Here is a 13,735-nt window from a genome sequence, read left to right as displayed (position 1 = left end):
ATTTTCAGGAATTTATAATAAATAAATATGGGTAACATCAGGAAATCATCAAATTTACCGCCATAACAGTAATTTATAGCTAATTAATACAAAAAAATGTAATAATAAATTTATTTTTATTGCTTTTACTGCTATAACAGTAATATATGATTAATTTATGGTGTTCCATGCCCACAAACGAGATTGCCAATTTAGTCCATTACTACCGTAAGCAAAGCGGCTTATCGCAGCAAGAGTTAGCCCGGTTAGCGGGTGTCGGTAAGACGGTTATCTATGATATCGAAAAAGGGAAAGAATCGGTGCGCTTGAACACCTTGCTAAAAGTGTTCGATGTTTTAAATATCCAAATGAAATTTGAAACGCCTTTTCCTCAAACAACGGATAATAATACATGAGAAAAGCATACGTATCAGTGAATGGGATTAAAGCTGGAATATTAGAAGAATTACAAGGTGGAGCATATCAATTTACTTACTTTGAAGATTATCAGGGCGCACCTGTTTCGCTCACTATGCCGTTGAACAATAAGATCTATGATTTTGGCGTATTTCCACCCTTTTTTGAAGGATTACTTCCTGAAGGCATTATGCTTGAAGCACTATTACGTAAATATAAAATTGATAAAAATGACTATTTTGGTCAGTTGATACTAGTGGGCCAAGATGTCGTAGGTGCAGTGACTATTGAGGAAATAAGATGAAACACTGCCCTATTACTTATGAAAAGATTAGTGACCAAGAAAACTATTCGCAACGTGGATTGCATTTGCTTTCTCCTCAATTAAAAAATCTTAGCCCATTAGATTTAACTGCTGCTGAGCAACGTCAGGAAGCAATTGCTCGAGTAGGAAAGATGTCTGTTCAAGGTGTCCAAAAGAAACTAAGTGCCAAACTAAAGATTAAGGAAGGAGGTTTTGAAATCGTTGATCAAAAGGGGCAGTACATTTTAAAACCACAAAGTGATATTTACCCAGAATTGCCGGAAAATGAAGCCATTACTATGACCATTGCAAAGGCCATTGGCCTCGAAGTTCCGGTTCATGGTTTGGTTTATTCTAAAGACAACAGTTTGACCTACTTCATTAAACGCTTTGATAGAATAGGCCATAATAAAAAGTTAGCTTTAGAAGATTTTGCACAGCTATCAGGTGAAGATCGACATACAAAATATAATAGCTCTATGGAAAAAGTAATTGCAGTCATACAGCAGTTTTGTACATTCCCAAAAATTGAATTCGTGAAATTATTTAAGCTGACGTTATTTAACTTCCTGGTCGGCAATGAAGACATGCATCTAAAAAATTTTTCCCTGATTACTAAGGATAGAAAAACTTCCATATCACCAGCCTACGATTTACTTAACTCAACCATCGCTCAAAAAAATACTAAAGAAGAACTGGCTTTACCTCTAAAAGGAAAAAAAAATAATTTAACAAAAAATGATTTTCTGAAATATTTTGCCATTGAAAAATTAGGATTAAACCAGAACGTCATCGATGGGATCGTACAAGAGTTCCATCAGGTAATACCAAAATGGCAAGAGCTGATTGGTTTCAGTTTCTTATCTCAACCGATGCAGGAAAAATATCTCGAATTGCTAGAGCAACGGTGCAAGCGATTAAATTTTTTTGATTAACTGATATCCGCAGTCGTCTCAATCATATGCTTAAGTATAAAATTAGCTACTTGTTGTATGGGTTTCCTCAACCGCTCAACGTCTTTCATGATATACCCAGCGGTTACATCATTATTCATTTTATGATTAAGAAGTCGCTTTAATGCATGAGCAAGCAGGTAGCTCAAGACTATCTGCGAAGAATCGGTTCAAGCTATGCAGAAATTGATCTCTGATTCATCGATTGAGGCTCACTCCTTCACACAAAAGACACAGCAATTTAGTAGATTTGCATTGGCATCTTCAGCCACATTGTTTGCTGCCTCTACTATGATTCTCTTATTGCTTTATAAATAAGGTTCTTATTGAGCCCCTTAATGGGGCTTTTTACTTTTATCAACGGCTCAAGTAGAACTGCAGTGGCGCAAGCTATCGATGTTTTTCCTACTCCACCTTTACCAGTAACGAATAGGAAGCGCGGGGGTTGTTGTAGAATCTTCATCAGTTTGCCTCCCTGTTTCAATAACCACTGCTGGAGCAGCCACTGAATGATTTCAATATTAGATTAGAGCGCTTACTTAATAGTTGCTCTTAAAAACCAGCGCTTTCGTAACCAAAATGCAACATTCACAAGTAAAATAAGAACTGGTACTTCAACAAGTGGCCCAATGACCGTTGTAAAAGCAATGGCAGAATTAAGTCCAAAGGTGGCAATTGCAACAGCAATAGCCAATTCAAAGTTATTACTGGCTGCAGTAAAGGATGCCGCTGTTGTCTTTTCATAACTAGCACCAATGAGCTTCCCCATCGCAAAACTGACAAAAAACATCACCACAAAATAAATGGTCAATGGAATGGAAATACGTAGGACATCGAGTGGAAGTTGCAACACCATAGCGCCTTTCAAAGAAAACATCGCAAGAATTGTAAAAAGCAGAGCAATCAAAGTAATGGGAGAAATTTTTGGTAAAAAAATAGTTTCATACCAGGTTAACCCTTTTCTTTTTATCCATACAAAACGAGTCAGAAATCCTGCAAAAAAAGGAATGCCCAGATAAATAAAGACGCTTTGGGCAATCGTCATAAAATTGATGTGGACTATTTGTCCACTCATGCCAACAATAGGTGGCAAGACTGTTAGAAAAAACCAGGCATAGACACTGAAGAAAAGCAGTTGAAAAATACTGTTAAATGCCACTAAGGCTGCAACGTACTGATTGTCCCCTTCTGCCAACTAATTCCAGACAATTACCATGGCAATACAGCGAGCTAGCCCAATAAGAATAAGCCCTGTCATGTACTCGGGATACCCACATAAAAATAAAACGGCGAGACCAAACATGAGAAATGGTCCGATGAGCCAGTTTTGAATCAGTGACAACAGGAGAATTCGCCAGTCTTTGAATATCAGTGGTAATTCTTCATATTTTACGCGGGCTAATGGAGGATACATCATTAAAATCAGACCAATCGCAATAGGAGCATTGATGGAGCCAATTGACAGGGAGTTTAAAAATTGTGGTGCGCTGGTAAAAAATGAGCCGATAACGACCCCAGCAGCCATCGTCATGAAAATCCATAAAGTTAAATATCTATCTAAAAATGAAAGGCGACGAGTGCTACAAGTGGTCATGATAACAACGGCTTAGAAAGCCGAACAGACTTAGTTTCTCCGCTTGAGTTTTGTAAATAAGTACTATATCTATTCAGGCCTATGAGACCTAACACATCGGAACCTGTGCTCTGATGCAAAATTCAAAAATATTGTTTAACCCAGCGAACAATATCTTGAGCACTCATCACCCCGGAGCGTCGAGCGTGTTCTTGTCCATGAGAAAAAATTATTAGAGTAGGAATACTTTGAATCTGGTAGCGAGCAGCTAACGCTTGTTGTGTTTCAGTATTTATTTTAATAAACCTAATTCCGGGCTCAAGAAGCTTTGCAGCCGCCTCAAAATAAGGTGCCATCATTTTACATGGACCACACCATTCAGCCCAAAAATCAACAAGCAATGGTATATCGTTCTTTTTGAGATGAAGATCGAACTGCGCTGCGTCTAAAGCAACAGGCTTTCCATCGAAGAGTGCTTTTTGACACTTCCCACATTTGGGGTTCTCAACCAATCGCGTAGAAAACAAACGATTTGTTGTCTGACAGTGAGGACAAACAATATGGATTGAATCACTCATAACATTAGTTCCTATTTATTTTACTTCATTAATTTTTTATATCCGAATGCTAACTCTTACCCAATAAACTTCTTTAAAATCATCTCCAGAGGACAAAATCCTGTAAATCCACTTTGAAAAAGATTAGCCCCTACAAATACAGTAATCCATAAAAAATTAGCGCTTATAAACACTGGACTGGTCGACACGCCAAGCGCGAGTGATATCAAAACTAAGGCACCAGCGACAATTCGAATAATACCTTCAATAGTCATCATCTATTCTCCTAATACTAATTTAATGGGTACGCTTCCACCAACTTAAATAGAGCAATGGAATTAAAAACAAGGTAAGTACTGTTGAGGCAAATGAACCAAATATCAAAGAAATGGCAAGGCCGCCAAAGACAGGATCGGATAACATCACAGCGGATCCCAGAATAATAGCAAGTGCCGTTAAGACAATCGGTAGAATTCTCTCTACACCTGACTCAATAACGGCTTCTGTTATAGAAGAACCTCGATGTTGGTGTTCTAAAATAAAATCGATGAGTAAAAGCGAGTTTCGAACAACAATTCCGGCTAAAGCAATGACCCCTATCATGGACGTCGCAGTAAACGGTTGGTTCATTAACCAATGCCCAGGAAAAACGCCAATGATGGTTAGCGGTATAGCACCCATAATAATAAGGGGAATAAAAAATGACTGATAAAAAGCCGTTAGTAAAATATAAATCAAGACTATAGCCACAATAAAGGCAGAGCCTAAATCACGAAAAACATCCAACGTCAGGCGCATTTCACCAAGCCAAAAAAGTTGATTTGCAGCAAAGCGATTAGGCTGTGATTCATGAAATCCTAAATTTTCAACCTCCAATGAAAAAGGAGGTTTGTTAAGCATCTTTGTTGCAGAATTGACTGCATATGCGGGACTCGAGCCCAACACTTCACCAGTTACATAAACGACAGGCGTTTGATCTTTAGTGAAGATGGGTTTTTCCTCCTTATCTTCATGAAAGGTTGCAATTTGTGCCAGAGGGATGAGTTGTTGTTGCTGATTTTTTAGATACAGCTGATTAAGTACCTGAGCATCTTCACGTGCCTTTTGCGGAAGACGTAAGATGATGTGCTCGGGCTCTCTGGAATTGGGTTCATGGCCATTTCCGATGGAAATACCCTTAAACAAAGCACTTACCTCCTGCGCTACCGTTTGTGGGGCTAAGCCTGCTAGCATTACTGCATTATGATTGATTTCAATGCGGTATTGACTAGTGTCTTGAGTCACCGAGTTATCAATATTTATCATGCCGTATATTTGGGGATACACTTCAGAGGTTATCTTATTGGCAACAGACCGCAATTCATTGTAGTTAGGTCCATAGAGCCCTGCCTCCATTTGCGAGCGAACAGGCGGCCCAGGAGGGCTTTCAAAAAGCTTGATATGGCTTTGTGGATGTTGTTTTTGCACAGGCACTAGTCCCTGGTATATCTCTGATGCAATTTGGTGCGAGCCAATAGAACGATGATGTTTGTTCACCAAATTCACGCGTATTTGCCCGTATTGACTCCCTCTTAATAGATTATCACCTCGCACCAGAGCGGCAAAATCTTCTGGGGCCGCCTCTCCTACATACAACTCCAAGTCGGTGACGTAAGGATTCTTTTGGATGGCTGCACTGAGTTCGCTGAGTAACTCGTTTGTTCTTGTTAAGTTAGCATTCGCTCCAGCATCAACTGACACTAAAAAAGTATTCACGTTGTCATCAGGTAGCATTTTAATTTCAACCCCAAGCAAGCTTAGCGGCCCATTAGAGCCTCCAGGGCGAATAAATTGCCAGGCAGGTTGGAGCAATACCGCAAAGAGTAATAGTACAATACTCAAATAAAAGAGATGTCTTTTTTTCGAGGAGTTAAGTAATCCGTTGAATAATACAAGGTACGCTCGCTGCAACCATGAGCTATGGTTCTTATGATGCTCATTCATTTGTTTTTTAGCTTTATTTCTTAACCAACGGTAAGCAAGATAAGGAACCACACTATAGGCAATAAAAAGAGATACAATCATTGCCAATGGAGCATTAAAAGGTATAGGCGCCATAAACGGCCCCATCATTCCACCTACAAAAGCCATTGGCAGTAGCGCCAGCATCACCGTAAAGGTAGCAATAATCGTCGGTTTGCCAATTTCATTGGCTGCATAAATAATCAAGCGGGTAACGTTTTTTTGTACTCCCTTAATAATATGACGGTGAATGTTTTCAATCACCACAATGCTATCGTCTACTAAAAGGCCTAACGAAAGAATAAGCGCAAATAAAGTAATTCGGTTAATAGTCTGACCTGATAGCCAGCCAATACCAAGCACCAGGCACAAAATTAAGGGAATAGAAAAAACAACCACTGATGCTTCACGCCATCCTAAAAACACCATCAGCAATACCACGACACTTAGAATCGCAATCCCTAAGTGCTCGACCAAAGTATTCACTGCATCATTAGCCTCATCGCCATAATTACGAGTAATTGAAATATCGATGTTTTTTGGAATGAGCTGGCTGTTTTGTAATTGCTCGAGTTTATTCAAAATCGCTTTTGCCACATCAACACCATTGCTTCCTTTTTGCCGTGCAAGAGCAATGGTTACTGCAGGCTCTATATCTGTACTCTTTGATGGGTCTTTGGCTCCAAAAGCAAAATAGGAGGCAATCGTCTCATCTTGAGGACCTTTTTCAATAGTCGCAATATCTTTTAATAAAATCGGTTTGGCCCCATCAGTTCCAATAATAATGTTGGCTAAGTCTTGATTGGAAATGAGTGAGCCCTCGATGCGAAGAGGTGTTTCAATTAATTCATGCTCTAATGTTCCTGCGTCAAGACTGATGTTATTAATAGACAAGGCTTGTTGAATGTTGGCAATTGAAATAGCGTGCTCTGCCATATGCTTTGGGTTCAGCCAGACACGAATAGCTTGAGGTGATGCGCCAATTACCCAGCTTTTCCCCACATGAGGTACAGCGCGCAACTCCTCCAAGACCTTATTAGCAAGAGTACGTAAGTCCACTGGATTTGTGTCTTTAGCATGTAAAGTCAATGTCACGAGTGGAACATCATACAAACTGATAGAGCGAATCAACGGCATTAAAGTACCTGGGGGCATTTTATCCATATTGCTGTTGATTTGGTTATAGACCTTAACCAAGCTTGCCTCTTCATTTTCATTAACTTTAAAGCGAACCGTAACCATAGCGCTATCATCAATAGCCATCCCGTAAGTATGTTCAACACCAGGAATAGAGGCCATTAGACCCTCTAACGGACGAACAATTTGATGAAGCATTTCTTGGCTGTCACTGCCAGGTCGACTTACAGAAATAGTTACTGCAGGCACAATGATTTCAGGATTATAAGTTCGCGGGGTGCGCTCCAGGGCCAGTATACCGAATAACAAAATCCCAATAATCAGCAGAAGAGTCAGCTTGGATTGAATAAAAATCCTGACTAATTGCCCTGCTTTATTGAGCTTATTTTTGGAGTAAAACACATCCTTCACTATAGTCTCCTGATATACATTCGATTATGCGCTTGTTATCGCTTTAGGAATGAGTTGATTACTGAGCATCAGCCAGTGGGCTTCATACACTCTCAATTGATGAAGCGCTTGCAACTCTTGTGCTTTACTTTGTGTTAGCTTCATCTGACTCTCCAATAAGGTACTTAGAGGCACCAGTCCCCGACCAAAGCGCTGCTTTAGTTTTTGAATGATCGCCTCTTCTTTATCTGCTGTTTGTCGACTTAATTGCAATTCGTATCGAGTTTGTCGCTCGGCACGCTGTATTTGTTTTAATTGCAAACGCAGCTGATTTCGTTGCTCATCAAGCTCAAATTGAATTTTTTTGGCATTTGCACTTGCCACTTGTACTGCACCGGCACGTTCACCTGCACTGAATAAAGTCCAGTTAGCACCTAGCGCAATCGTATCTGACGGAAGACCTGAGCCTATCGTATTGCCATTCCAATCATGTCTTAATTGCATTGACACTTGGGGCTTATACAGTGCCTGAGAAGCCGCGATTGCCGCCTTTTCGGAGTAAAGGCGCGCATGAAGAGCTTTAATAGAGGGATTGTCCTTCAATGCTTGCTTTATCAATAAGGTGTTGAGCTTTATCTTTGTGCTTAAGTTCGTATGCCGACTTGGAACAAAGGAGCTTCCAGGAGCACCAAGCAGAGTCCGAAAACTATCAAGTTCATCCTCTGTTTGGATTCTCGCATTAGATAAACCAATAAGGGAGCTGTTTAAATAAGCTTCTGCTATTAATACATCGCTCTCCAAGGTAATTGATTGCTTTTTTAGAGCTTTTGTTGTTGATAGAAACGCTCTTGCTCGATCAACCTGTCTTTGAGCGACACCTACTAGCTGATTGGCAGTTAGAAAGCGCTCGTAGGATGCATAGACCTCATATGCCAGCTGATTCTGAGCTTGTTGATTACCTCGTTGTGCGGATGCAACTAAAGCACGCATCTGTACTTGCTGCGCTTTTATTCGCCCACCAGAGTAAATAGGAACGCTTAATTTAAATGCCGTATCCAGATTATTGTAATATCCTGGGTGGTTTAAGGCTTGGGGCTTGGTATATAGGGTGTTTAGTCCCGTATATTGATTCGCGCCAAAATCAGCAAAACTGGCATTTCCCTGACTTAATTTATAGCCAAATACCGACATCGGATTATCAGTGCGTGCCCCACTTACTTCAAGACCTAGTTGCGGCCAACTCATACTGTCTGCTTGCTTTGAGGCTCCGGTCGCTGCCTCTATTGAGGCTTTTGCTGCATGGATTTTAGGGTTATTAACGAGTGCTAGCTGAATCGCTTTAGAATATGGGATAGGTACCGATCCTGCGTAAAGAGAAGTCGCCAGCGCACTAGTTACAATAATAAAGGCCATGTGTTTTCTTAGGATAATACTATTTAATGACATGACGGAAATCCTTAAATAAAACATTAGACAATCCTAATAAATAGAGCGGTTTTTATTCTTTGCAATAAATTAAATACAGCGTCGACAAAACCGCTTCCACTTCCGGTTTACTAATAAAATAATAAACTCGAGTCCCCTCTTTTCTTACCGAAAGTACGCCTTCAAGCCTCATTTTAGCTAAATGCTGTGACAGCGCCGATTGAGATAAACCCACAATCGGCTCGAGCTCACCGACCGTACATTCTCGTTTGAGGAGATAACATAGAATGAGAAGCCTTTTGGAATTGGCTAATAATTTAAGTAACTGCTCAGCCTTAGAAGCATTCTTTTTCATCACATCAAGGCTGTTGTTTATTAATGTATTCATAAATCCATTATATTAGTAAAAACTAATATTTCAATAGCACAAGCAACCTTTATGAACGGTTAAAAAAATCGATGCAACTGATTCTTACCCATATCGTACTAGTTTTGGATTCAAATCTGTATCAAAGAAAAAGAGATGCGAAATTAGAAAATATCGATTGGCTTGTTAAAATGACACTTGTTGGAATAAATATGATAAAGGATTAAATGTTAGCGCGCTCAGAGATATTAGATAGTTCTATCTTATTATTCTAACATTGAAATTCACCGCGCAGTGCGAGATCTACCATCGGGAAATATCTTTATAAAGAGCGAGCCTCTGCAGTTTCTTTTCTAAAGAATGAGCAGATATTTTCCAGGAAATGAAAAGTAATGCTATTGTTCAGAAGCATCCTGTTAAGTAAGACGTCTATTTAATTATTCGGCAAATCAGTTTTAATTTGAGAGCCCATCGCCAAACGTAATGCATTAACAATAGCAAGAATATCAATACACTCTTGAAGAATTGCCCCCATGACCGGACTTATAAAGCCAGTCGCCGCAAATCCCATACCGATAAGACTCAAGATCATTCCACCAATAGCGCTTTGTGCTGCAATATTTCTCGTACTAATACTTAAATGAAGTAGCTCATCTACTTTGTTTAAGGTGTTTTCCATAATAACAGCCCCTGCGGCTTCCGCCGTAACATTACTGTGTTGTCCAAAAGCAATGCCTACAGTGGCTGCGGTTAAAGCAGGCGCATCGTTGATTCCATCGCCCATATATACAGTGGGGGCTTTTTTTCTTTCATTGCGAACAATAGCTAACTTTTGTTCGGGGCTTTGCGATGCATATACCTCTGTAAAAGGGACTAATTCAGCGAGATAATTGACTTCTGATTCCCTGTCCCCAGAAACTAACATAATTTTCTCAAATTGATGTGCCGGCATCAAATGACTGATAAATGATTTGCTTTCAGCGCGTGGTGCATCATGAAAATGTAAAGTAGCCGCATATTGATCATCCAATAAAATAACGCACTCTAAGCCTTGAGTAACTGGGGGGAGTAATAATTTACAATCAGGTATTACATCTAATAATTTTTTTCGGCTCGTTACATTTACTTTTCGTTGATTAATAATGCCATTTAAACCTTGTCCTGGCTTTTCCGATACGTTCGTTGATTCTATTAAATCAATATGTCTCTCTTGTGTTGCTTTAATTATAGCGCTAGCAAGGGGATGCTTTGAATAACGTTCAAGACTACCTACATATTGTAATATTTGTTCTTGTGTATAATTTGAAGCTGTATAAATTTCTGTTAACGTGGGCTTTCCATAGGTTAGTGTACCTGTTTTGTCAAAAATAGCCGTTTTACAGGTAGGTAATTGCTCCAGAACAACAGGGTCTTTTATAATAATGGCTTGTTTCGCAGCTCGCGAAATAGCACTAATAATTGTAATGGGAATGGCGATTAACAAAGGACAAGGTGTTGCAATAACGAGTACTGCAAGAAAACGAACCGCATCGTTTGTAAAATACCAAGTGGCAGCGGCAAATAATAAGGCTATAGGTGCAAAAATAGCTCCAATTTGATCACCTAACCTACGAATTGATGGACGTTTTTGTTCGGCTTCTTCTAATACGCTTACAATAACCGCATATCTTGAATCCACTGTTAGTTTGGTTGCTTTAATAATGAGTACTGCTTCCCCATTGATAGCACCTGATAAAACCAAGGCTCCTGGTGCCTTAGAGATTTGATAAGGTTCTCCCGTAAGATAAGACTCATCCATAGTGCCATTGCCTTCAATTACAATTCCATCCACAGGGCAAGCTTCATGGGGATAAATAACAATTTTATCATTGATCTTAATAGAGGCCGATGAAATATCTTCAATTTGGTTATCGCGCTTCCGATGAGCAATGGTGGGCATGCGTTTTACGAGTGCCAATAACACACCAGAGGCTTTTCGTAATGCATAGTGCTCGAATGTTTGACCACTGGCTAACATTAGAATAATTAGCGATGCAGCTAAATATTGTTGCAAGATTACACTTGTAATTAGCGCAATTGCAGCGAGAGAGTCAGCACCAAAATTTCCTCTTAGTAGTTTCAAAATAATTTGTAAAAATAATGGCACTCCTCCAGTGAGAATTAAAAATAATAAAGGAAGATCGGCGAAGGACGCATTTGTAATATTCAAGATAAGATAGATGACAATAACGACAACAGAGAGAAAAACAATAACCAATTGCCACTTGGATGTTAAAAAATTTACTACGGCTATTAAATTCTTACTCTTCATTTTATTAGCAATGCCTCAATTAATAGTAACAACAGATGCAGTAAATCGCCCATGTCGAAGATCGCCAAGCCACAGAGGAGATTTTCGTTACTTCAATTCGCCATCAACAACATAAAAATCAGTTCTACATATACAAGCAGTAACTTTTAGAATTTGGAACGCCCTAGGAGTGGTTTTTCAATTTGAGTATAGATTAATTTTTCCTGACTATCTCAGCTTAGCCTGCATTTTCATTTAAGGTTCATCCTTGCATAATGTTACAAATACAATGGTATCACATGTTGAGTGAAACCTTTTTTCTATTTGAAATTGTAGTGCTCTCAACGCATCTGGTTCAGCATGTGGGGTGAATTAGTTTACGGGGAGCTTTTTTAGATGCACCAACCAATTCAGCATTTTTTAGAATCCGCGTGTGCAGATATATTTTCTATCTGTACTATTTCAGCACGTATTGGAATCATTTGCCCAAATAGCAAGTATGTGGGATTTTGACCAACATACCCGCTGTTATCCAAAAAGTGATTCATAAAATTGTATTTGCATAGAAAAAATCACTTTTATTCGGTTAATCGTTTGGAATAGTCAAGATCATTGGGCAGTAAGGTCATTATCATATGCATGTGTTCCGGTAAGATAAAAATGGCATCGATATAAAAATGATGTATCTGCTGAACGCTTTTGAAAGCATCTCTTAAGGCTGTGATTTGGTTTGTAAGTAACCTGCTGTTTCTGTTTTGCAAATTTAATGTGAAAAAATACGGGGCGTCAGGTATTAGCACCCTTCTGTAATGCATAAATTGGACTCTTGTCGTATTCCGTTTTGATGTTTATAAAACTAAATTAGGGGCGGAATTCAATATGCTTTGCTGGGCTTTACAGCCCAGCCTACGTTGATTTTTTTCCTGTTTAAGCAAATTCGGATTTGCCTGAAAATTCTTGCTTACCATCTTTGGAATGAGATTTCACATGCCAAAGTGGCAGCATCATCAATAATGGAATTAAGCAGCAAATAAACAATGTAAGGAAGAAATTATCCCAGCCGTAGTTTTTGATAATTATCCCTAAAGGAGCACCAGCCAGAACAGCGCCTACGCAATAAGCAAAAAATCCGGCAAAGCCCGTTGCTGTCGCTGCTGCTTTTTTATGTGATAATTCAGCGCAGGCCATGCCAATCATCATTTGTGGTCCAAAGATAAAGAAACCAAAGAAAAAGAGGAACAACGAGTCAAGGAATGGAGTATATGCCTTAGTCAATGTAAATAACAGCAAGGTGACAAATACACCTGCCGTAAAGAGAACGTTGATTGGATTGCGCTTACCCTGAAATACTTTATCAGAAAGCCAACCAGCAGCCAGGCTTCCGAAAAAACCACCAACTTCAAACCAGATGACGCAACTACCTGCTGTAATTAAAGAGTAATCCTTCTCTTGCGTTAAGTACAGCATGCTCCAATCATTAAGAGCGGTTCGGACAATGTAAATAAACACATAAGAAATAGCCAGTATCCAAATATAATGGTTACTTAACACATAAGTCCAAAGAATTTCTTTGACTGAGAGTTCTATTTTTTCTTGGGGCTGATCTGATGAGGCAGAAGAGTCTTCCCGATATTGCTCTATCGCTGGTAAACCAAGCGACTGCGGGGTGTCTCTTAACCGATTGATTAAAAAGAACCCGCCTAAAATGCAGATGATCCCCGGCACAAACATAGCTGAACGCCAGCCGAAATACTGTGCGCACATAGCAACAATCAATGGAATTAATGCACCGCCAACGTTATGACAAGTATTCCAAATACTCCACCAACGACCACGTTCGGATTGAGAGTACCAATGTGTTAATAATTTAGTACACCCAGGCCATCCCAAGCCTTGAAACCAACCATTCAATCCCCAAAAAATAGCAAATAACCACCAAGTGGAAGACAATCCAAACAGAATATTACAAACCCCTGTCAAAATTAGCCCAATCGCCATTAAATAACGAGGATTTGACTTATCGCCAAGAATTCCACTCAAAAATTTGCTGATGCCATAACTTAAACTCAAAATGCTAGCAATCATTCCCAGTTCAGTTGTGGTCATTCCTAAGGTGCTTTGTAATGCAGGCATCGCGAAGGTAAAGCTTTTTCGCGTAAAATAAAACAAAGCATACCCTATGTACATTGCATAAAAAGTGCGAATACGCCAATAACGATATTGCTGCTTAACAATGTTTTTATCTTGAATCTCATCAAGATAAGGAGCCGGTTTTAAAAAATTCAAAAATGACATGATTGTCCATATCATGATAAAAAAACAAGATTAGAATGTAACTTGCA

Annotated in this window: 11 protein-coding genes and 1 pseudogene; 3 read left to right on the top strand and 9 right to left on the bottom strand. The window is 39.3% G+C overall.

Features of this window, described 5'->3' with window-relative positions:
- Window positions 1–167: 167 nt before the first annotated feature.
- Genes J2N86_RS03970 through J2N86_RS03960 form a run of 3 tightly spaced genes read left to right on the top strand, consistent with a single transcriptional unit; the run spans window position 168 to window position 1,635 of the window.
- Window positions 168–395 (top strand): helix-turn-helix transcriptional regulator, encoded by a 228-nt coding sequence (locus J2N86_RS03970; protein ID WP_252581109.1) that lies wholly within the window; start codon window positions 168–170, stop codon window positions 393–395.
- Window positions 392–700, top strand: a complete 309-nt coding sequence (locus tag J2N86_RS03965) for a HipA N-terminal domain-containing protein (protein ID WP_058474576.1) — start codon at window positions 392–394, stop codon at window positions 698–700. Before J2N86_RS03970 ends, J2N86_RS03965 begins: the two co-directional genes overlap by 4 nt.
- Window positions 697–1,635, top strand: coding sequence for a lpg2370 family Dot/Icm T4SS effector (locus J2N86_RS03960; protein ID WP_252581108.1), 939 nt, complete (start codon window positions 697–699; stop codon window positions 1,633–1,635). The genes J2N86_RS03965 and J2N86_RS03960 overlap by 4 nt, the downstream gene beginning before the upstream one ends.
- Window positions 1,636–1,942: 307 nt before the next feature.
- Here the strand turns inward: J2N86_RS03960 and J2N86_RS16160 are convergent, their stop codons facing one another.
- From J2N86_RS16160 to pgtP, 9 genes and pseudogenes are all read right to left on the bottom strand, one after another.
- Window positions 1,943–2,116, bottom strand: a complete 174-nt coding sequence (locus J2N86_RS16160; RefSeq protein ID WP_322790907.1) for an ArsA-related P-loop ATPase — start codon at window positions 2,114–2,116, stop codon at window positions 1,943–1,945.
- A gap of 72 nt (window positions 2,117–2,188) precedes the next feature.
- Window positions 2,189–3,067 (bottom strand): annotated as a pseudogene (gene arsB / locus J2N86_RS03945) (ACR3 family arsenite efflux transporter).
- 302 nt (window positions 3,068–3,369) lie between these two features.
- The gene (gene trxC, locus J2N86_RS03940) at window positions 3,370–3,804 is read right to left on the bottom strand and encodes a thioredoxin TrxC (RefSeq protein WP_252581107.1); all 435 of its coding nucleotides are present in this window, start codon (window positions 3,802–3,804) and stop codon (window positions 3,370–3,372) included.
- A gap of 56 nt (window positions 3,805–3,860) precedes the next feature.
- Entirely contained in the window at window positions 3,861–4,061 is a 201-nt protein-coding gene (locus J2N86_RS03935; RefSeq protein WP_252581106.1) for a YgaP family membrane protein, read from the bottom strand.
- Window positions 4,062–4,080: 19 nt separating this feature from the next.
- Entirely contained in the window at window positions 4,081–7,332 is a 3,252-nt protein-coding gene (locus J2N86_RS03930) for an efflux RND transporter permease subunit (RefSeq protein ID WP_252581105.1), read from the bottom strand.
- Between the two features lie 24 nt (window positions 7,333–7,356).
- Window positions 7,357–8,757, bottom strand: coding sequence for a TolC family protein (locus J2N86_RS03925; RefSeq protein ID WP_252581104.1), 1,401 nt, complete (start codon window positions 8,755–8,757; stop codon window positions 7,357–7,359).
- Between the two features lie 52 nt (window positions 8,758–8,809).
- Window positions 8,810–9,124, bottom strand: coding sequence for an ArsR/SmtB family transcription factor (locus J2N86_RS03920; protein ID WP_252581103.1), 315 nt, complete (start codon window positions 9,122–9,124; stop codon window positions 8,810–8,812).
- 412 nt (window positions 9,125–9,536) lie between these two features.
- On the bottom strand, window positions 9,537–11,414 hold the full coding sequence (locus J2N86_RS03915; RefSeq protein ID WP_252581102.1) for a heavy metal translocating P-type ATPase: 1,878 nt from the start codon (window positions 11,412–11,414) through the stop codon (window positions 9,537–9,539).
- A gap of 906 nt (window positions 11,415–12,320) precedes the next feature.
- Entirely contained in the window at window positions 12,321–13,688 is a 1,368-nt protein-coding gene (pgtP, locus tag J2N86_RS03910; RefSeq protein WP_252581101.1) for an MFS transporter, read from the bottom strand.
- Window positions 13,689–13,735: the final 47 nt, after the last annotated feature.

The organism is Legionella lytica (genome assembly GCF_023921225.1).
Lineage (GTDB): Bacteria > Pseudomonadota > Gammaproteobacteria > Legionellales > Legionellaceae > Legionella > Legionella lytica.
Note: the sequence above shows the minus strand (reverse complement) of the source record. Positions and strands in the feature narration are given on the sequence as shown.

Coding starts and splice junctions, on each gene's coding strand:
- trxC (WP_252581107.1), bottom strand. CDS start 3,804: ATGAGTGATTCAATCCATATTGTTTGTCCTCACTGTCAGACAACAAAT.
- J2N86_RS03920 (WP_252581103.1), bottom strand. CDS start 9,124: ATGAATACATTAATAAACAACAGCCTTGATGTGATGAAAAAGAATGCT.
- J2N86_RS03970 (WP_252581109.1), top strand. CDS start 168: ATGCCCACAAACGAGATTGCCAATTTAGTCCATTACTACCGTAAGCAA.
- pgtP (WP_252581101.1), bottom strand. CDS start 13,688: ATGTCATTTTTGAATTTTTTAAAACCGGCTCCTTATCTTGATGAGATT.
- J2N86_RS03935 (WP_252581106.1), bottom strand. CDS start 4,061: ATGATGACTATTGAAGGTATTATTCGAATTGTCGCTGGTGCCTTAGTT.
- J2N86_RS03960 (WP_252581108.1), top strand. CDS start 697: ATGAAACACTGCCCTATTACTTATGAAAAGATTAGTGACCAAGAAAAC.
- J2N86_RS03925 (WP_252581104.1), bottom strand. CDS start 8,757: ATGTCATTAAATAGTATTATCCTAAGAAAACACATGGCCTTTATTATT.
- J2N86_RS03915 (WP_252581102.1), bottom strand. CDS start 11,414: ATGAAGAGTAAGAATTTAATAGCCGTAGTAAATTTTTTAACATCCAAG.
- J2N86_RS03965 (WP_058474576.1), top strand. CDS start 392: ATGAGAAAAGCATACGTATCAGTGAATGGGATTAAAGCTGGAATATTA.
- J2N86_RS16160 (WP_322790907.1), bottom strand. CDS start 2,116: ATGAAGATTCTACAACAACCCCCGCGCTTCCTATTCGTTACTGGTAAA.